Origin of the sequence: Mesorhizobium sp. M0340 (assembly GCF_040321535.1) — a bacterium.
Lineage (GTDB): Bacteria > Pseudomonadota > Alphaproteobacteria > Rhizobiales > Rhizobiaceae > Mesorhizobium.
Genome location: NZ_JAMYRR010000020.1, coordinates 1 through 19156 on the forward strand (window position 1 = coordinate 1; position 19156 = coordinate 19156).

16 protein-coding genes are annotated in these 19156 nt (G+C 60.7%); 12 read left to right on the forward strand and 4 right to left on the reverse strand.

The genetic code is table 11. The features are described 5' to 3' along the window. The first annotated feature begins 271 nt into the window (after positions 1–271). The 9 genes from NKI79_RS24500 to NKI79_RS24540 all read left to right on the forward strand — a co-directional run bounded on the left by NKI79_RS24500 (position 272) and on the right by NKI79_RS24540 (position 10752). Positions 272–1240, forward strand: coding sequence for an SDR family NAD(P)-dependent oxidoreductase (locus NKI79_RS24500; RefSeq protein WP_352805186.1), 969 nt, complete (start codon positions 272–274; stop codon positions 1238–1240). 143 nt (positions 1241–1383) lie between these two features. Beyond that, positions 1384–4254, forward strand: coding sequence for an ATP-binding protein (locus tag NKI79_RS24505; RefSeq protein ID WP_352805189.1), 2871 nt, complete (start codon positions 1384–1386; stop codon positions 4252–4254). Between the two features lie 140 nt (positions 4255–4394). Then, positions 4395–5375 (forward strand): zinc-dependent alcohol dehydrogenase family protein, encoded by a 981-nt coding sequence (locus NKI79_RS24510; RefSeq protein WP_352805316.1) that lies wholly within the window; start codon positions 4395–4397, stop codon positions 5373–5375. A gap of 38 nt (positions 5376–5413) precedes the next feature. Beyond that, complete coding sequence (locus NKI79_RS24515; protein WP_352805192.1) at positions 5414–5713, forward strand: tautomerase family protein; 300 nt, start codon at positions 5414–5416, stop codon at positions 5711–5713. A 259-nt stretch (positions 5714–5972) separates the two neighbouring features. Next, on the forward strand, positions 5973–6797 hold the full coding sequence (locus tag NKI79_RS24520) for an alpha/beta fold hydrolase (protein WP_352805319.1): 825 nt from the start codon (positions 5973–5975) through the stop codon (positions 6795–6797). A gap of 92 nt (positions 6798–6889) precedes the next feature. Continuing rightward, positions 6890–7855: an MBL fold metallo-hydrolase gene (locus tag NKI79_RS24525; protein WP_352805193.1), complete on the forward strand. Its 966-nt coding sequence runs from the start codon at positions 6890–6892 to the stop codon at positions 7853–7855. A 131-nt stretch (positions 7856–7986) separates the two neighbouring features. Then, positions 7987–8424: a DsrE family protein gene (locus tag NKI79_RS24530; protein ID WP_352805196.1), complete on the forward strand. Its 438-nt coding sequence runs from the start codon at positions 7987–7989 to the stop codon at positions 8422–8424. 124 nt (positions 8425–8548) lie between these two features. After that, the gene (locus tag NKI79_RS24535) at positions 8549–9394 is read left to right on the forward strand and encodes an SDR family NAD(P)-dependent oxidoreductase (RefSeq protein ID WP_352805198.1); all 846 of its coding nucleotides are present in this window, start codon (positions 8549–8551) and stop codon (positions 9392–9394) included. A gap of 272 nt (positions 9395–9666) precedes the next feature. Further along, entirely contained in the window at positions 9667–10752 is a 1086-nt protein-coding gene (locus NKI79_RS24540) for a Gfo/Idh/MocA family protein (RefSeq protein WP_352805200.1), read from the forward strand. Between the two features lie 233 nt (positions 10753–10985). Here the strand turns inward: NKI79_RS24540 and NKI79_RS24545 are convergent, their stop codons facing one another. The 4 genes from NKI79_RS24545 to NKI79_RS24560 are packed head-to-tail and all read right to left on the reverse strand — an operon-like array spanning position 10986 to position 15551. Beyond that, positions 10986–12185 carry a mandelate racemase/muconate lactonizing enzyme family protein gene (locus NKI79_RS24545; RefSeq protein WP_352805202.1) on the reverse strand — a complete coding sequence of 400 codons (1200 nt, stop codon included), beginning with the start codon at positions 12183–12185 and terminating at the stop codon, positions 10986–10988. 17 nt (positions 12186–12202) lie between these two features. Further along, complete coding sequence (locus NKI79_RS24550; protein WP_352805205.1) at positions 12203–13564, reverse strand: mandelate racemase/muconate lactonizing enzyme family protein; 1362 nt, start codon at positions 13562–13564, stop codon at positions 12203–12205. Between the two features lie 55 nt (positions 13565–13619). Further along, positions 13620–14786: a mandelate racemase/muconate lactonizing enzyme family protein gene (locus tag NKI79_RS24555; protein ID WP_352706358.1), complete on the reverse strand. Its 1167-nt coding sequence runs from the start codon at positions 14784–14786 to the stop codon at positions 13620–13622. A gap of 54 nt (positions 14787–14840) precedes the next feature. Continuing rightward, on the reverse strand, positions 14841–15551 hold the full coding sequence (locus tag NKI79_RS24560; protein WP_352739431.1) for a GntR family transcriptional regulator: 711 nt from the start codon (positions 15549–15551) through the stop codon (positions 14841–14843). Positions 15552–15759: 208 nt separating this feature from the next. Here NKI79_RS24560 and NKI79_RS24565 point away from each other — a divergent pair, with 208 nt between their 5' ends. The 3 genes from NKI79_RS24565 (at position 15760) to NKI79_RS24575 (ending at position 19150) form a co-directional block, all read left to right on the forward strand. Next, complete coding sequence (locus tag NKI79_RS24565; protein WP_352805208.1) at positions 15760–17238, forward strand: ABC transporter substrate-binding protein; 1479 nt, start codon at positions 15760–15762, stop codon at positions 17236–17238. A 65-nt stretch (positions 17239–17303) separates the two neighbouring features. Further along, positions 17304–18263 carry a carbohydrate ABC transporter permease gene (locus tag NKI79_RS24570; protein WP_352480360.1) on the forward strand — a complete coding sequence of 320 codons (960 nt, stop codon included), beginning with the start codon at positions 17304–17306 and terminating at the stop codon, positions 18261–18263. Continuing rightward, a complete protein-coding gene (locus NKI79_RS24575; RefSeq protein WP_352805211.1) occupies positions 18260–19150 on the forward strand; it encodes a carbohydrate ABC transporter permease in 891 nt (296 codons plus the stop codon). The genes NKI79_RS24570 and NKI79_RS24575 overlap by 4 nt, the downstream gene beginning before the upstream one ends. Positions 19151–19156: the final 6 nt, after the last annotated feature.

Consider the following 19156-nt stretch of genomic DNA (forward strand, 5'->3'; position numbering starts at 1 on the left):
GCGTCTCACCTGCGGACTTGCGTGGCCGCCTCGTAAATACGGTCATGAGCTGAATGGCTGCTTTGCCAACTAGATGCTCGAAAGATGCCAGTCCGCTCCCGGCCCCAGTGCCGTCGGCGCTCCGCAAGAACTTTCCTCTCCCGCTCAGTCAAAGGACAGGCATCTATCATATCTCCAACCGTCCCGTCCTTTGGCGACACCGCGTAGGAACATCGCTAAAGAGTCTACCTGTGCTGAGCACTAGACGGGTTGGAATTTTGGGGAACAAAAAATGCGACAACTGCAAAATCCGCTCCACACCGCTTTTGGGCCTGCCGTGACCGCGGAGGAAGTGGCACGTGGCGTGAACCTCACCGGGCAAATTGCACTGGTGACCGGTGGTTCCTCCGGGCTGGGCCTCGAGACTGTCAGAGTGCTGGCAGCATGCGGGGCCAGCATCTGTGTACCCGCGATAGACCCTGTCGCCGCCCGAGCTGCTTTGAGGGGGATTGACGGGGTTGAGGTGTCGCCTGTTGACCTAATCGATCACGTCTCAATCAAAGCCTTTGCCACGGCGTTTCTCGAGCGACAAAGCCGACTTGATCTTCTGGTCCTGAACGCGGGCGTGATGGCGCGGCCGCTGTTCCGCGATTCCGATGGCCACGAAGGCCATTTCTCTATCAACTACCTCGGGCACTTTCGGCTGACGGCGCTCCTGTGGCCAGCTTTGCTTGCGGCGGGAAAATCCCGGGTGGTGGTCCTCTCGTCCCGAGGCCATCAGATATGTGATATCGACCTCGACGATCTCGATTTTGCCCGACGTCCCTATGATAAATGGATGGCCTATGCCCAATCAAAAACTGCGAGCGCGCTTTTGGCGGTCGCGCTCGACATGCGTGGGCGTCGTCACGGCATCAGCGCCTTTTCCGTACACCCGGGAATGATAATGACACCTGGGATTCGTCACCTGACCCGGTCCGAACTCGACGCTTTCGGTGCTGTCGCTCCGGATGGGTCCCCCATAATTGATCCGGCGAGGGATATGAAAACCGTGGAACAAGGCGCAGCGACGACAGTCTGGTGCGCCACGGCTCCTGTATTGGCCTCGGTAGGCGGTGTCTATTGCGAGAACTGTGATGTTGCACGCGTAGAGTCCAATGGAGGGTTCGGGGTGCGGCCTTATGCAATCGATCCGGATGGGGCCGAAAGGTTATGGTGCGCGAGCGTGAGGCTGACCGGACTGGACATCGCAAGCAGTTGAGGCGCGATGCGTGACCCTTCGAAGTCCTGTCCGAGCCAAGGGAAATCATTCGGTCGCCCAGCAACTCGACTCTGGCACACTCGCCCCTTGCTTCGCAGCATCACTCCATATTCCGGGCCGCTCTGTTACCAGTGAAGGATAGAATGCGAGGACAAGCTTTCCCAAACGCAACCGCTGCGGCAGATGTCGCGACCACTTTTGGTTCATTCCTGCTCTATCCGGGGCGACACCTTCTGCTCAAGGACAATGAGCCCGTCACGATCGGCTCCCGAGCGCTCGAAATACTCATCGCGTTGACCGAGCAAGCGGGCGAACTGGTAACGAAGGATGAATTGACCGCGCGAGCCTGGCCCAACACCACGGTGGAGGAGTCGAACCTCAGAGCTCAGATCGCGTTGCTCCGCAGGGTGCTCGGCGACGATCAAGCCGCTCCGCGATACATCGTCGCCGTTCCATCAAGAGGTTATCGGTTCATTGCGCCTCTTACCCGCACTCATGTTGAGAACGAGCCTGCGACGACGGCGGCCCCGAACAACCTTCCAAGACAGCTGACGCACCCCATCGGGCGTGACGAAGCGATCAAGATTGTCGAAGGGCGGTTTCAACGGTTCCGGCTGGTCACCATTGTGGGACCGGGCGGCATGGGAAAGACCACCGTCGGCATCCGTGTGGCAGAACAACTGTCGTCATCGTATGAGCATGGCTTGTGCTTTCTGGACTTAGCACCAATTGCGAATTCGCAACTCCTGGCGTCATTGCTGGCGTCACAGCTTCGGCTCGTGGAGACATCGGGTGATCCGATCGCGAGCATCATCGGGCACCTTCGCGGCAAACGTATGCTGCTCATGTTCGACAGCTGCGAACTCATCCTGGACGCCACAGCCGGGCTCATAGAGACTTTGCTCCGGGAAGCCCCAGAGATCAGTATTCTCGCCACCAGCCGCGAGGCGTTACGAGTTGAGGGTGAAAGCGTCTACAGGCTGCCACCTCTCGATATGCCGCCGTTGGCTGCGGGTCTGACTGCCGCCGGCGCTTTGAAGTTTCCCGCCATCCGCCTGTTCGTCGAGCGGGCAACCTCGTTCGGGAGCGATTACAAATTTGACGACGACGAAGCCCCGCTGGTCACGCACATATGTCGCCAGCTCGATGGAATCGCGCTGGCGATCGAACTCGCCGCTGGGCGGGTGGAGGCTTTCGGTACACGGGGGATCGCGGAACTTCTGAATGATCGTCTACGGTTGCTGACCGGCGGACGGCGCACAGCTCTCCCTAGGCACCAGACATTGGCTGCAATGATCGACTGGAGCTACGGCGCGCTCTCGGAAGGTGAGCGGAAAGTCTTGCGTCGACTTGCGGTGTTTGCTGGCGATTTCAGGCGGGAAGCGGCCGTTGCCGTTGCAACCGACCCAACTGCCCCCGACCGAGATGTACCAGGCCATCTTGCTGACCTCGTCGCCAAATCCCTGGTGGCCGTCGACGCTCAAGGCAAGGCCGCGCGATACCGTCTGCTCGACACGACGAGGGCGTTCGTTCTGGACAAAGTTCGGGAGGAAGGGGAGCTCGATGCCCTCATGCGGCAACTGGCGAACTATCTGTGCGAAATTCTCCAGTATTCGCAGGAGGAAGTCGAAACCCTGTCAAGCGACGAATGGCTGTTCAGGTACGGCTCCCACATCAACAACGTGCGCTTGGTTCTGGACTGGGCATACTCAGATCGTGGCGACGTCGAGATCGGCCTCGCAGTTACCATCGCCGCTATTTCACTATGGTATCAACTCTCTCTGGTTGATGAGTGCCTGAATAACGTCCAACGCGCGTTGCTCGGCATCGACCCGGGAGAGCAACGAGACGGGCGGGCTCGTCAAATCATGCAGCTCTACACGGCTCTCGGGCTCTCCCAGGCGTTCAAGGTCGGCTTCGCGCCACAGGCTCCGGCCGCGTTCGCCAAGGCATTGGAGATATCGCAAGAGTTGGGCGACGTAGACGGCCAGGCCGAGGCCCTTTGGGGCTTATGGCTCGCGCAGGTGGGTATGGGCGAGTATAGAGCATCACTAGAAAATGCGGAACGGTTCCTGGCGCTTGCCCAAAGCGGCATCGATCGGTTCATCGGCGACCGGATGCTCAGCATGACGCTGTTCTGCATGGGAGATTTCCGGGTTGCCCGTCTCCACGCCGATCTCATGCTATCCCACGATGTCTCAGCTGAAATCCCCTCCAAAAGTTCGGTGCGTTTCAGGTTCGGTCAATCGGTTTCAGCGCGAATTCAACCTGCCCAACTCCTCTGGATCCAAGGTTTCCCGGAACAGGCAATCCGGGCTGTCGATACAGCCGTCGAGGCAGCGCGCGCCTCCGGCCACACGATCTCCTTGTGTGAAGCGTTGGCTCGGTGGTCATGTCCAGTCCTTGTTCATGTCGGAAACCTGGCGACTGCGGACGCAGCGATCACCGAGCTCCTCGACCTGGCGAAAATGAATGCGCTTGGACCGTGGGAGGTGTTTGGCCGCTGCTGGAAGGCGGCGCTCCTGATCCAGCGAGGGCTTCCCGAAAGAGGCGTTCCACTTCTACGGTACGGGTTGGCTGAACTGCGACAGGTTAAACTCTTCAACCTATACAACGTCAGATTTTTCGGGTTCCTGGCCGAAGGCTTGTCTTGTCTTGGGCAGCACGCCGAAGCGCGGGCGGCAGTGGAGGCGGCGATCAGTGCCAGCGAAGAAAAGGAAGAACTCTGGTGCGTCGCGGAACTATACCGCGTGAAAGGCGACGTCCTTTGGCGCGGTGGCGGGGGCATCGAGAGCGCCGAGCAGTGCTATCTCCATTCCGTCGACGTGGCGCGGCAACAGGACGCGGTCTCGTGGGAGCTCAGGACGATCATGAGTTTGGCGCGGTTGGCACGTGATCACGGAGACACAATTCGAGCGCGTGCCCTGTTGGAGCCGGTTTATCAACGGTTCTCCGAAGGCTTTGAAACAGCTGACATAGTCACGGCCCAGGCTCTTTTGGTTGAAATGTCCTGACCTTCGCCGCCCCCTGTACGGTCGCCTTCCGTCACAAGATTTCACTACGATTCACTGGCTTGAGACTACGACTCTGTCATCTTCCGCCCGTCGCCGGATCGTCGCCGACGCCGCAGAGAGAGGGCAGACAGATGAAGAAAATGGACGCGCTCGTCTTGAACGAGACGAACTCTGACTTCGTCCGCACCAGCATGGTCTGCCCAGCGCCCGCGGCGGGAGAGGTCCTTGTCCGCGTCAAGGCGAGCAGTGTCAACCCGCTCGATCTCAAGATCAAAAGCGGCCAAGCTCCGCATGCGCGGCATTCCCTGCCCGCCATTCTCGGGATGGACGTGGCCGGGATTGTCGAGGCTGTCGGCCCTGGGGTGACCGCGTTCAAGCCGAAGGACGAGGTCTTTGGCATGACGGGTGGCGTGGGCGGTCTCCAAGGTTCTCTGGCGACCTTCGTTGCCGTCGACGCCGATTTGCTAGCACCCAAGCCCGCGAACCTGACCATGCGCGAAACGGCATCGTTGCCGCTGGTCTTCATCACCGCTTGGGAAGGTCTCGTCGACCGCGCGCAGGTTCAAGCGCGCCAGAAGGTGCTCGTACTCGGTGCGGGCGGTGTGGGCCACGTTGCGATCCAGATCGCACGGGCTTTCGGAGCTGAGGTCTTCGCCGTGGAGAAGGCTGCCAAGCAACGCGAGATCGAGGAGCTCTGCGCCACGGCGATCGACAGGCATCAGACGACTGTCGAGGAATACGTCAAGGACCATACCGGCGGGCGCGGCTTCGACGTCGTCTATGACACCGTAGGCGGGGCCGGAATTGACGCCGCGTTCAACGCGGTGGCGCGTTTTGGCCACGTTGTGAGCTGCCTCGGATGGGGCACCCATTCGCTCGGGCCGCTCTCGTTCCGTGCCGCAAGCTACTCGGGTGTCTTCACGCTCCTGCCGATCCTGACCGGGGAAGGCCGGGCCCATCACGGGCACATCCTGCGAGAGGCCAAGCGGCTCGCGGAAGCGGGAAAGATTACCCCACACGTCGATCCGCGTCGCTTCAGTTTCGAGACCATAGCGGAGGCGTATGCCGAAATCGAAAACCGGACCGCCAACGGCAAGATCGTGATCGACGTCGCCGATTAGAGCAGCACCTTCAACCCTCTGAACAAAGGTAAGATGTCATGCCATTCGTCAATGTGAAACTGGTCGACGGCGTCTTCACGCCGGAAGAGAAACACGCGATGGCCAAGGCCTTGACCGACGTCATGGTGAAGTTCGAGGGATCGGAAGCCTTCCGCGAGGTGGTATGGGTCCTGATCGAAGAATTGCACACCGATGGCTGGCACATTGGCGGCCGGCCGTTCGAAGGGCCCAAGTCGTTGATGACGACGCTTTCGAAATCCAAAGACGTCGTCGAAATGATCGACGGCATGCCTACCACCCGGAAAGAGTGGGCCGCAGCAGCGCCGGTTCAGGGATGACCATTTCGCGATCTCGACACGGGCGAAAAGAGAGCTTCCGGGCAGCACACGCCCAGAGCTGACAGTGGAACCGTGCCGACTCACACAGGGATGAGAAATGGATACGAGCACAGCCATGAAAATGCCCACGGCTACAAGACGGGATGTCCTGATCGGGACCGGAGCCGTTGCCCTCGCCACGACGCTGTCGCTGGAGGCCTTGGCCGCCACTGCATCGTCGAACCCAACCAGTGCAACCATTGAAGACGGGAGTACAACCATGAACAGCATCAAGACGAAAGACGGCGCGCAGATTTTCTACAAGGACTGGGGCACCGGGCAGCCGATCGTGTTCCATCACGGATGGCCGCTGAGCGGCGACGACTGGGACAACCAGATGCTGTTCTTCCTCGGCAAGGGCTTCCGGGTCATCGCCCATGACCGGAGGGGTCACGGCCGCTCAAGCCAAACATCCGGCGGCAACGACATGGACACGTACGCGGCCGACGTGGCGGCACTGGCCGAGGCGCTCGACCTTCGCGATGCGATCCACATAGGTCATTCGACGGGCGGTGGCGAGGTGACGAGGTACGTCGCCCGGCACGGCAAAGGCAGGGTCGCCAAAGCGGTCCTGATCTCCGCCATTCCGCCCGTGATGGTCAAGTCTGAGAAGAATCCTGGCGGGCTTCCTATCGAGGTCTTCGACGGCTACCGCGCGGCTCTCGCGGCCAACCGGGCGCAGCTCTACCTCGATATCGCCAGCGGCCCGTTCTATGGCTTCAACCGCCCCGGCGCGGTTCCCTCCGAAGGGACGATCCGCAATTGGTGGCGTCAGGGCATGATGGGCGGAGCGAATGCGCACTACGAGTGCATCAAGGTCTTCTCCGAGACCGATTTCACCGAGGACCTGCAGGTCATTGACGTTCCGGTCCTGGTGATGCACGGCAGCGACGACCAGGTGGTGCCCATCGCCGACTCCGCCGAACTCTCCGTCAAGCTGCTCAAGAACGGGAAGCTCAAGGTCTACGACGGTTACCCGCATGGAATGTTCACGACCCACGCCGACGTGATCAACGCGGACCTGCTGGCCTTCATCAACTCGTGACCGCCCGGGCAAGCCGAAAGGCCTGCCCTCAACCTCCAAAATCTAATCGACAGCTGTCGGCTCGCCTGAGACCGGCTGCGGAAAGGTATGTCATGAGGTCCGAACACCTGATCTCCCGCCGCGGATTCTGCCTTTGCTGCATGGGCGCGGCGAGTTTCGCCGCCACGGGGGGGTGGATGAGCCCGCGTGAGGCCTATGCCGAGGCACGCGGCCTGGTGAGTCTCATCAAGAACAGTGCCGCCAAGGCAGAAATCGTCACCCACAAGCTGAGGAATGACATCACCATCCTCGAAGGATCCGGGGGCAACGTCGCGGTTCTGGGCGGCAAGGATGGCCTCGTCATGGTCGACGCTGGCATCAGCGTGTCGCGCCCGCAGATAACGAAGGTGCTCACGGCCCTCTCCCCGGAGCCGGTGACCCATCTCATCAACACGCACTGGCATTTTGATCACGCAGACGGCAACCCTTGGGTCGGTGCTGGCGGAGCCAAGATCATCGCGCACGAGAACACCCGCAAGTACCTGTCGCAGGTGCAGCGGGTGGAAGACTGGGATTACAATTTCCTGCCGCTGGAGCAGAGCGGGGTGCCCGAACTCGTCTTCTCAAAGGAGCATTCGCTCAAGCTGAACGGCCAGTCGCTCGACCTGAAATATTACGGTCCGGCGCATACCGACGGCGACATCTCGGTCACGTTCGGCGAGGCGGACGTGCTCCATGTCGGCGACACATACTGGAACGGGATATATCCGTTCATTGACCATTCGACTGGAGGTGGCATCGACGGGATGATCGCCGCCTCAGATGCGAACCTGGCTGCGTCGACCGACAAGACGATCATCATCCCAGGCCACGGGAACCCGGTGAGCAACCGCGCCGAGCTGCAGAAATTCCGCGACATGCTTGTCGCCGTCCGTGAGAATGTCGCAGCGCTCAAGCGCCAGGGACGCTCGAGCGACGAGGCCGTCGCCGCCAAGCCCACGGTGGCGTTCGACGCCAAGTGGGGCAATTTCGTCATCGATCCGGGCTTCTTCACGCGGCTGGTTTACGAGGGCGTCTAGCACGAACCTTCGGTCATCCGACGTTCTCTTCTGGCGCGTTGCTCCCCCAGGTCCCGCGCCATCGGGAGGCCTCTCGAGGCGACCCCGGGGCCGAATCTTTTGACAGAATTCCAAACCCGCAGGAGACAGCTATGTCGGAAACAAAAAGTGCTCTGTTCATCGATATTCCGGTCGAACTGAAGGAAGTGAGATCGGTTCACAGCATCGGGAGTCTTCAGTTCGAAGGGGACCTACCCGCGGCGCTGTTCCATCTTCAGTTGATCACCACGGACATCGCGAACTGGAACGCGGCGTCGGACGTGATCGTGATCTTCCACACCAACGCGGGCCATGTCACGCTGAATGACGCGGCTTACAATGCCTCGCGCAACATCGCCATTGGCAACCCCTACAAGAAGCTGGTTGCCGACCTCGTCGACATTGGGGTCAAGGTCGAACTCTGCGGCGCGACCGCGAAGGTAAACGGCTGGGGAAATGCCGATCTTCTCCCCCGCATCAAGGTCAATCTCGACGCGATGGCCCGCACGATCGAGCTCGTGCAGCAGGGCTTCGTCAAGATCACAGAGTGACGGTCGTTTCACCGATCAAGTCTCGTCACCAGGAGCCAGGGAGTCCGCCATGTTCCAATCGCCCTTCGGGTTCCATTCGACCGCTTCTGAAGTCCTGAGAGGCGTTGACCTCCGGGGTAAGACGATGATCGTCACCGGCGGCGCAAGCGGGATCGGTATCGAGACGACCTCCGCCCTCGCCGCGGCTGGTGCCACAGTTGTCATCGCCGCCCGCCGTCAGGAAGCAGCCGCGGAAGTCGCAGCGAGCCACAGGGTGAGGACCGGCAACTCCACCATCCAGTCGCGTCAACTCGATCTCGCAGACCTACGTTCCGTCGACCGCTTCGTCGATGACTGGGAAGGTCCCGTTCATGCGCTCGTCAACAACGCGGGGATCATGGCGTTGCCGGAGCTGCAACGAACTTCCCAAGGATGGGAAATGCAGTTCGCGACCAACTTCCTGGGGCACTTCGCTCTGACACTGGGTCTTCGCCGAGCTCTCGCCATGGCCCAGGGAGCGCGCGTCGTCTCTGTCAGCTCCGGCGGCAGCCTGTTCGGTCCAGTCTTCTGGGACGACCCGCACTTCCACTTTATCCCGTACGATCCGCTTCTGGCGTATGCCCAGTCGAAGACTGCCTGCACCCTGCTGTCCGTGGGGATCCGAGATCGGTGGGCTGACGACGGCATCGTGTCGAATGCGCTGAATCCCGGAGCCATCGCGACAAACCTTCAGCGTCATACCGGAGGACTACGCACGCCCGAACACCTTCACAAGACACCCGAAGAGGGCGCAGCCACATCGGTGCTTCTCGCGGCCTCGCCGTTAGTCGAGAGAACGAACGGACGGTATTTCGAAGACTGCGCCGAGGCTTCGATCGTGCCGAGCCGCCCCCAGTTGAGGTTGGAAGGCGTTGCCCCATATGTGCTCGACAGCGCCAACGCGCAACGCCTGTGGGAAATGGCCGCGGGCTTTTTGGGTGAATGCAGATGATGGACACGACCCAGCAAGTGAGCCTCATCGGGCTCGGCGACCAGGGCACTCCCATGGCGAGGGCGATCGCGAAATCGCGAAAGCATTCGCTGCATGTCTGGGCCCGAAGGCCGGAGTTGCCGTGAAGCGCTATCGGGTGTCGGGCATTTCAGCCGACTTATTCCAGTTGACCGGAGACCATGAGACGCTGGGAATTCGAGACTGGGCAGTGCGCGTCGCCAAGCTCGAACCCGTCGGTCCATTCTGGAAATCACGCCCAAGGAGCACCTACAATGACCCACGCACCGATCAGAGTCGGTATCATCGGCGTGCACCCCGACCGCGGTTGGGCCTCGACCGCCCATGTGCCTGCGTTGAAAGATTTGCCGCAGTTCCGGCTTTCTGTCGTGAGCCACAGCCGGATGGAAACCGCGAGGACGTCGGCCGAGAAGTTCGGTTTCGAACACGCGGTCTCGTCGACGGAAGAGCTTGTGAACCATGCTGGTGTCGACCTGGTGGTCGTCACCGTGCGGGTGCCGGAACACCTTCAGCTCGTGACTGCGGCGCTCGAAGCGGGAAAGTCCGTGTTTTCGGAATGGCCGCTCGGGATGAACCTCCGTGATGCCGAGACGATGAACTCGCTTGCCGCCGAAAAAGGCGTCTCGACAATGGTCGGCCTTCAAACCCGCGCTAATCCGACCGTCAGGCATATGCGCAAGCTGATCCAACAGGGCTATCTGGGCGAGGTGCTCTCGGCCTCGATCATTGGCTCCGGTATCACTTGGGGGGAGGAGCTCGAAGAGGCTTTCCGGTACACCTTGGATCCGTCCAAGGGCGCGAGCATGCTGCACGTACCGTTCGCCCACACGATCGACGCCTTGCTCTTCGCACTCGACGAGAACTTCCTCAGCGTGTCGGGGGCATTGGTCAGCCGGCATCCAACGATAAGGATGATGGAGAGCAAGGAAGTGGTTCCGCTCAACGTCGCCGACCAAATTGCCTTCACTGGCACGCTCACGTCAGGCGGTGTGGTGACGAGCCACTTCCGCGGCGGACTGTCGCGCGCTACGAATTTCCATGTTGAGATCAACGGCAGCAGGGGCGACCTTTTGCTGACGAGTCCCGTCGGCTACGTCGGCTTGGGCGGGTTCAAGCTTATGGGGGCGCAGGCAGACGAGACCCTTCAGCCGATCTTCGTACCCGAGGACTTCGGCGCCGGCGAGAACGTCCTGACGGGCAACGTGAGAAAGCTCTACGAACTCTTCGCTTCCGACATGACTTCCTGCACGCGTCAGAGTCCGGCATTCGGAGACGCCGTCAACTTGCATCGACTGATCAACGCTGTCGAGCAAAGTAGTGGAGTCTCGCGCAAAGTCTGAGACGATGCAGGAGCTGGTGATGTATCCGAGACAATTTGCTGTCCCATCTACTTGTGGGTGGGAAGCTGATCGGAGATGCCGGAGCGTCCGACAAGAGGTCGGTTGCCGAATGGCAGCTATCCGCTCGACGCGAGTCAAAACCGGACAGTCCGGTCACGGCCCCGAAACGGTCATTCCGGATGACAGGCTGCGTGAAGCGGTCCGCGCGGTGCAGGGTGGCGCAAGAACATGGTTCAGTCGAAGAAGCCCGCATCCTCTTCCGGGAGATACTTCCTGGCTGCTTCGGCGTCGATGTCGAGGCCCAGCCCCGGCGCTTCCAGCAGGTCCACCATGCTGTCCTTCACGATCTGCGACGGCAGGCCGATTACGAGGTCCTCCCACCAGGGGTCGGAGGCGCTCGGGTATTCAAACGCGATGTAGTTGGCGGGCAGGGTGGCGCAGACATTGATCAGCGCGCCGAGACCTAGAAGGCCGTTCGCGGTGCCGTGCGGTGCCATCAGGATCGAGTGCATATAGGCGTGCTCGGCGACCCATTTGAGCTCGGCAATGCCGCCAATATCGGCCGGATCGGGGCCGATGACGCGCACCGCCTGCGTTTCGATCAGCTCCTTGAAATTGTGCCGCAGATAGATCTGCTCGCCCGTATGAATTGGCGTCGAGGTGGAGGTGGTCAGCTCCCGATAGGCCTGCGGATTGACCCACGGCACATAGTCGCCGGTCAGCATGTCCTCGAGCCACATCAAATTGTACTTCTCGACCGCGCGAGCGAACTTGATCGCATCGGGCAGCATCCAGCCAGGGCCGCAGTCGAGTGCCAGGCTGACCTTGTCGCCCATCACTTCCTTCATCGCGATCACGCAGTCGAGCATGTGGTTGAAACCGCGCTCGCTGATCGGGCCCTGATCCATGGCACCGTGATAGCCAGCCTTCTTCTGCGTCACGCCGTAATGGAAGCCCTCGACGGTGTCCTTCATGTTGGAGTGGAACGAGATCCCTTGCTTGATCATGAAGAAGTGCTGCGGCTGCTCCATCATCCATTTCACGTCAGCGGCGTAATCCTCCGGCCGGTCCCCCGTTCGCTTCTGGCGGATCGAGCCGTTATAGACGCGCACCTTGTCGCGCACCTTGCCGCCGAGCAGTTTGTAGGCCGGCACGCCTGCGGCCTTGCCGGCTATGTCCCACAGCGCATGCTCGATAGCGCTTACCGCCGCGCCATAGGGCTTGAAAGAGCCGCGTTGGCGGATCTTCAGCATCGCCCGCTCGACGTCGGTCGGGTCCTCGCCGATCAGCGCCTCGCGGAAATGCAGCACAAAGGGTTTGAGGTAGGTCTTGGTGAACTCGACTTCGCCAAGGCCATAGAGGCCCTCGTCGGTAACGATGCGGACGATGGGATGTTTGCCGATGACGGCGCAGCGGAGGTCGGTGATCTTCATCTTCGGTTCTTTTCGCCTCAGCTCCAGGTGCGGTCCCAGGAATACTCGTTGTCCCAGTGATCCGTGGGCTGCCAGATGCCGGTGACACCCGGCTGCAGATGTTGCGAGATCACCTCGTCGACGACGTCGTCAATCCCCAGGCCAGGTTTGTCCGGAACAGTGATAAAGCCGTCCTTCACGAGCGGCTTGGGAACGCCGGTGACGATATCGTCCCACCAGTCGACATCGGCAGAGTGGTATTCGAGCGCCATGAAGTTTTCGGTCGCGGTCGCGACATGTGCCGCGGCCATTGCGGCGATTGGACTTTCGGCCATATGGATGGCCATTGCGACGCCGTGGTCCTGCGCCATGTCGCCGATCTTCTTGGTCTCGAGGATGCCCCCGCTGGTGAGCAGGTCCGGGTGGACAATGGAGACGCCGCCGCTCTTGAGCAGGGGCTCGAAGCCCTCCTTAAGGTAGATGTCCTCGCCGGTGCAGATCGGCACCGTGGTAGCGGCCTGCAGTTGCCGGTACTGCTCGGTGTACTGCCATGGGATCACATCCTCGAGCCAGGCCGGCACGTATTTTTCAATCCGCCTGGCGAGCCGAATTCCGTTCTGCAGCGAGATGTGGCCGACGTGGTCAATGGCGAGCGGAATATCCATGCCGATCACATCGCGAACCTCGGCAATGTACTGCTCAAGCAGGTCGAGGCCCTTGTCGGAAAAGTGGAGGCCGGTAAACGGATGGGGGACGTTGTGCAAATCGTAGGCGGCATTGCGGGCGCGTCGCTCTTCAAGGGTCTTGACCGAGCCGCGGCCGGGATGGACGCGGTACCCTTCAAGTGAGCCGGCAGGAGACACGACCGCACCGGGTACGTCCGCGATCTGCATCAGCCCCAGATCCATCTTAAGAAACGTGAAGCCGAGCGCCATGCGCTGCTTGAGACGCTTGCCGGTCTCGGTGCCGCTCGGCACGGTAGCGTCGGTGTCGCAATAGACGCGCACCTTCTCCCGAAACCGGCCGCCGAGCATCTGGTAGACGGGCACGCCGTAGGCCTTGCCGGCGAGATCCCACAACGCAATTTCGACCGCCGAGACGCCGCCGCCTTGCCGGCCGTGCCCACCAAACTGCTTGATCCGGCGAAACAGGCGGTCGATGTCGCAAGGGTTCTCGCCAAGCAGCCGGCTCTTCAGCATCAGCGCGTAGGTGGCACTGGCGCCGTCGCGCACCTCGCCAAGCCCGACGATGCCCTGGTTGGTGTAGATCTTGAGCAGGGTCGAGGTGAACGGCGCGCCGACGATTTCGGCTATCCGCATGTCGGTGATGCGAAGCTGGGATGGCTTGGAGTTCGTGTTTACCCGATTGAGCGCTTCGTCGGCGCCACCTGTCTTTGCCATGACTTATCCTCGTTTCGGCTTGTCGCCCCGCACCCTGCGCCGGCACAGAGTGTTGCTAGCCCAGCTCGATCTCGTGGGCCTGCAGGTAGTCGCGGTCCATCTCAATGCCGAGACCAGGCTTCGACGTCAGCTTGAGACTGCCGTTCGAAATGTCGAGTGGTCTGTCGATCAGGTGATCGTATTTGCCCAGGTTCCACTCCGATGTCTCGAGTTTGTAGAAGTTGGGAACGGTCATCATCACCTGCGCTCCCGCAACCACGTTGATTGGTCCCGCGGCGTCATGTGGCGAGACCGGCACGTAGTAGGCTTCGCAGAGCGCAGAAATTTTCTTGAGTTCGGTAATGCCGCCGGTCCAGGTAACGTCGGGCATGATGTAGTCGGCGAGCCTGTTCTCAAGCACCGGCACGAAATCCCATTTCGTGTGGCCGCGCTCGCCCCATGAGATAGCGGTATTGACCTTCTCACGCACCTGTTTGAGCGCGTTAAGGCTCTCGGGCGGGCAGGGCTCCTCAAACCAGTCGATCTGGCCGGCCTCCTCGAGACTCCGACAGAGGCGAATGGCGGTGGGGACGTCGAAGCGGCCATGCGCATCGATGAGAATGTCGATATCGGGTCCTGCCGTTTCGCGGATCAGAGCCGTGAGCTCGGCGGCTTCGCGCTCGTCCTTGCGGGTCATGCTGCCATCGAGGTAGCCGTCCCGCTGTTCGCGGGGCAGGCCATCGGCGCTGCGGCCCTGGTGGGGGTAGGGATCGAACTTGAGCGCAGTGTGTCCGGACTCGACAATGTCTAGAATTTCTCGGACCACAGCCTCCTTGCTGGTGAATTTGGCCTGGTTGGGATGGGTGTAGAGCGCGATTTCATCGCGTACCGGCCCGCCCAGCAGCTCGTAAATCGGCTTGCCGAGGACTTTGCCCCTGATGTCCCAGAGGGCTATGTCGATGGCGCTCACGCATTCGACGGCGGCGCCGCGGCTTCCCATGTAAGTGAAGCTGCGGAAGATCTTGTGCCAGAGATGCTCGATGCGCGCCGGATCCTCGCCTGTCACGGCGACGCCGATCTGCCGCAGGATCGTGCAGAGAGCGCGGTTGGCGAGCCTTGTCGTGGTGGTGATCTCTCCCCAGCCACTCACTCCCTCGTCGGTCGTCACTTCGACGAACAGGAACTCTCCCCAGTAAGAAGCATCGGACTTGATCAGCCACGGCCGAATGCTCGTGATTTTCATCTCAACTACCTTTGCCTGAAAATAGTCAGCTAACGATGTTCTGGACTGGACATTCTATCCGGCCCGAGCGGCGTTGCGGGCTCGCATCTGTTCCAGAATATGCCGGCCCGAACCCTCGACATGGCGGGAAACGAGTTCGGCCGCCTTGTCGGCCTCTCCCGCCTTGACAAGCGCGATGAGTTCGCGGTGCTCGCGCATGATCGCGGCACGTCGCGCCAGCGTGAAATTGAAACGACGGCTCACGGCTCGCAGCACTTCGCGATGCTTCCACCAAAGCTCGGCGGCGTGGCGGTTGTAGTGCCGTTGGTACATCACGGTGTGGAAAGCGGTATCCAGCTCACTATGCCTGAATGTGTCGGCGAAGTTGTTCTCTTCGATCAGGCCCTGGAGACGTTCGAGTTCGGCGATGTCCTCGCTGGTAGCCATGTTCACAAACCATCGTGTCAGGGCTGGCTCGATCAGAACACCGATCTCGTAGATATCCCGGACAAAATCCTGATCTATGGGTCGGACGCGCGCCCCGCGGTTGGCGACAAAGGTGACAAACCCTTCGCCGCGCAGCAGTTGCAGGGCTTCGCGCACAGGATTGGTCGAAGTGCCGTGACGCCGGGCGAGATCGGTGACGACAAGCCGTTCGTTGGGGGCGAGCCGTCCCTCGATGATGTCTTCCCGGATCAATTCATAAAGCGAGGCGCCCTCGCTCGAGGCTCCGATGGGATCGGTCCCCACCGGTGGCATCGCTTTGAAATCGCTTGTTTCGGCCAAGGCCGGCTCCCCATTTTAATACATACCTTGCCCGATATCACACACGGCTTTCGCAAACAATGTACGATTCTGCGCGTTGACAGGCAATCCATGATCTGAAAACGTACCAAGCGATCGAGCGGATACACTGATCTGAAAGAAGCATCCTCGCGATCGAAACGAGCAAGGACCGCTTTAGGGCGGCATGGGAGAACCAGGGAGGATACCTATGACGAGAATTGCCCTCGGCAGTGCCGTCCTGCGCGGCACTGTCGCCACTGCTTTGATCGCATCCCTGACGTCTACATCGGCGCTGGGTGCACCGCCGGTCGACCTGAGCAAGTGGTCGCCGGAATATGTGCGCTCGATTGCGGGCACACAGGATTTTGAAACGGCGGCCGATTGCGCCAAGGTCACCCCGCTCGATTACAAGGGGCGACTGACTTTCTGGTATCAGGGCGTGTTCGAGGGCGACCCCGACCTCCTGCGCCAGTACTACAAGGATTTCTTCGAGACCTTCCGCAAAACCTATCCGAACATCCAGCTCGAGGAACAAGCCCTCACCTATAACGATCTTCTCGACAAGTTCCGGACCGCGCTCCTGGGCAATGCCGCGCCGATGGCGGTTCGCCTGCAAATCCTGGGTGGCACCGAGTTCGCCTCAAAGGGCTATCTGCAGCCGCTCAAGCCAGAGGACGTGGGGTATTCGACCGAGGATTTCTGGCCCGGCGCCATGAAGGCCGTGACCTGGGAGGGCGTGACCTACGGCATTCCGACCAACAACGAGACGATGGCGTTCATCTGGAACGCCGACATCTTCAAGCGTGCCGGCCTCGATCCGAACAAGCCGCCCGCAACGTGGGAGGACGTGGTCAAGTACTCCAAGCAGATCCACGATAAGCTCGGCATTGCCGGATATGGCCTCGTGGCTCGCAAGAATGCCGGCAATACGCCGTACCGCTTCATGCCACAGCTATGGGCCTATGGCGGCGGCGTCTTCGACGAAGCGACGCCGAACCCGACCTATGAGCAGGTCCAGCTCGATAGCCCGCAAAGCAAAGCAGCGCTGCAAGCCTCCTACGACATGTATGTTCGTGACAAGTCGGTTCCGGTTTCGGCACTTACCAACCAGCAGGCCGATAATCAGCCCCTGTTCGTCGCCGGCCAGCTCGGCATGATGATCTCGCACCCGTCCGATTACAACGTGATGCTCGACCTGCAGAAAAAGGCGACGGGCACCGACAAGGACAAGGCGCAGACCGTCATCGACAACATGCGCTACGGCCTGATCCCGACTGGTCCCGACGGCAAGCGCGCCGTCGTGTTCGGCGGCTCGAACATTCACATCCTGAAGCCCGAATATGTCGAGGGCGGCAAGGTGGACGAGCCGGCTGCAAAGGCCATCATCTGCATGTGGACGAGCCCCGAATGGTCGCTGAAGATGGCCTACGCCGGCTCGAATCCGGGCAACCTCAACGGCTTCAAGACCAAGTGGATGAAGGAACGCCTGGACAACATCAAGTTCCTCGATGTCACGACCTCGATGCTGCCATACGGCATCCCGTTCCCAGCGCTGCCGCAGGCCCCAGAGATCATGAACATCATCATCCCGGACATGCTGCAGAACGCCCTGACCGGAGCGATGACCGTCGACCAGGCAGCGGACGACGCAGCCAAGAGGGTGAGAGAGCTGATGGGCGGACTCTAGCCCAAGCCTGACCGGTTGGGCCGATGGTCCAGCCGGTTCGTTCCGAAGAATAAGGGCACCCCACAGTGACGATCGTAACCGGCAAGGCCGAGGCTCGCCGAAGAGTGCAACCCGGCAGGTCCGGCGCGCTGCGGAAGATCTGGCAGCATCGCGCGGACTACGCGTACGTTCTCCCAGCGATCGCCGTGATGCTCATCGTGATCGCCTATCCGATCTACTACACGGTCGAGCTGTCGTTCTTTAAGACACCGCCTGGCCTGCAGCTCCGCGACAAGACCTTCATCGGCCTCGACAACTACACGACCATCCTCACCAGTCAGGTGTTCTGGAAAGTCACCTGGAACACTTTGATCTGGACACTGGGGTCAACTTTCATCTCTTTTGTCCTGGGGTTTGCCACAGCGCTGGCGCTCCACCGCGACTTCATCGGCCGTGGTGTCTTGCGCGCTGTCCTGATCATCCCTTGGGTCATCAGCGCCGTCGCCGCCTCCTACATCTGGAAGTGGATCTACCATTCGGACTTCGGAATCATCGGCGCGGTGCTGGTTGGCCTCGGATTGGCTGACCAGCCGCCGAATTTCATCGACAATGTCAGCACGGTGCTGCCCTCCCTGATCGTCGTCAATATCTGGCGCGAGTTTCCGTTCGCCATGATCATGATGATGGCCGGCCTGCAGACAGTCCCTGACCAGTTGCTGCGCGCTGCAAAAGTCGACGGTGCCAATGCATGGCAGCGCTTTTGGCACGTCACCTTCCCGCACTTGCGCAACGTCTCGGTGGTGACGATGCTGCTGCTCGCGGTGGCCAACTTCAATTCCTTCATCATCCCCTGGATCATGACCGGCGGCGGGCCGTCGAATGCATCGCATATCTGGATAACCCATATTTATGAGCTCGCCTTCGGACGGCAGCGCTGGGGCGTGGCATCGGCCTATTCGGTGCTCCTGTTCCTCACACTGATGACGCTGGGCTACTTCTACGTCCGTGCGTTAAGCGGCAACGAGCGGAAAGAGGGGAGCGCATGAGCACGATTGCCGAGACAGCCCCTCGAGCCCAGGCCCGTCGCCGCATGCGCGTCGACGGATGGCGGTGGGCGGGGCGCATATTCCTCGTGTTCATGCTGCTTTATACCGCGTTGCCGATGATCTGGATGCTGATCACCTCGATCAAGTCTGGATTCGCGGCGACACAATTTCCGCCGCAATGGTGGCCGGACGAACCTACCCTCGCCAGCTATCAGAAACTGCTCGATCCGCAGAACAGCGTCGGCCAGGACTTCCTCCGCTTCTTCTGGAACAGCCTTTTCGTGTCGACCGTCACGACAATTCTTTCGGTGATCGTGGCTGTCCCTGCGGCCTACGCGTTTTCGCGCTTCAGTTTCCCCGGCCGGAATTTCCTGTTCTTTGCCGTGCTGCTGCGCAATATGTTCCCGGCGGTGATCTTTCTCGTGCCACTCTTCATCCTGATGCGCGCCATCGGTCTGATAAACACGCACGGCTCGCTGATCCTCACCTATCTCACCTTCGGCCTGCCGCTGGCGATCTGGCTGCTCAAGGGCTTTTACGACAACATCCCGGTGCAGCTTGAGCAGGCGGCGCGCATTGATGGCGCCACACGGTTCCAGGCATTCATCCTGATCGTGATGCCGCTCTCGACGCCGGGGATTATCGCCACCGCAATCTATTCCTTCATCGGCGCGTGGAACGAGTACATCTACGCCTACACCTTCCTCTCCAAGAACGAGCAGTTGACGCTGCCGGTCGGCATCCAACGCTTCTTCTCGGAAAATACGACGGACTTTCCGGGCCTGATGGCGGCGAGCTTCATGATGAGCGTGCCCGTCGTGGTGCTGTTCCTGGTCCTGCAACGATACTTTGTACGCGCCCTTACAGAAGGCGCGGTCAAGCACTAGGGAGTT

Coding starts and splice junctions, on each gene's coding strand:
- NKI79_RS24535 (WP_352805198.1), top strand. CDS start 8,549: ATGATCGTCACCGGCGGCGCAAGCGGGATCGGTATCGAGACGACCTCC.
- NKI79_RS24520 (WP_352805319.1), top strand. CDS start 5,973: ATGAACAGCATCAAGACGAAAGACGGCGCGCAGATTTTCTACAAGGAC.
- NKI79_RS24545 (WP_352805202.1), bottom strand. CDS start 12,185: ATGAAGATCACCGACCTCCGCTGCGCCGTCATCGGCAAACATCCCATC.
- NKI79_RS24500 (WP_352805186.1), top strand. CDS start 272: ATGCGACAACTGCAAAATCCGCTCCACACCGCTTTTGGGCCTGCCGTG.
- NKI79_RS24540 (WP_352805200.1), top strand. CDS start 9,667: ATGACCCACGCACCGATCAGAGTCGGTATCATCGGCGTGCACCCCGAC.
- NKI79_RS24510 (WP_352805316.1), top strand. CDS start 4,395: ATGGACGCGCTCGTCTTGAACGAGACGAACTCTGACTTCGTCCGCACC.
- NKI79_RS24575 (WP_352805211.1), top strand. CDS start 18,260: ATGAGCACGATTGCCGAGACAGCCCCTCGAGCCCAGGCCCGTCGCCGC.
- NKI79_RS24525 (WP_352805193.1), top strand. CDS start 6,890: ATGAGGTCCGAACACCTGATCTCCCGCCGCGGATTCTGCCTTTGCTGC.
- NKI79_RS24505 (WP_352805189.1), top strand. CDS start 1,384: ATGCGAGGACAAGCTTTCCCAAACGCAACCGCTGCGGCAGATGTCGCG.
- NKI79_RS24555 (WP_352706358.1), bottom strand. CDS start 14,786: ATGAAAATCACGAGCATTCGGCCGTGGCTGATCAAGTCCGATGCTTCT.
- NKI79_RS24565 (WP_352805208.1), top strand. CDS start 15,760: ATGACGAGAATTGCCCTCGGCAGTGCCGTCCTGCGCGGCACTGTCGCC.
- NKI79_RS24550 (WP_352805205.1), bottom strand. CDS start 13,564: ATGGCAAAGACAGGTGGCGCCGACGAAGCGCTCAATCGGGTAAACACG.
- NKI79_RS24530 (WP_352805196.1), top strand. CDS start 7,987: ATGTCGGAAACAAAAAGTGCTCTGTTCATCGATATTCCGGTCGAACTG.
- NKI79_RS24515 (WP_352805192.1), top strand. CDS start 5,414: ATGCCATTCGTCAATGTGAAACTGGTCGACGGCGTCTTCACGCCGGAA.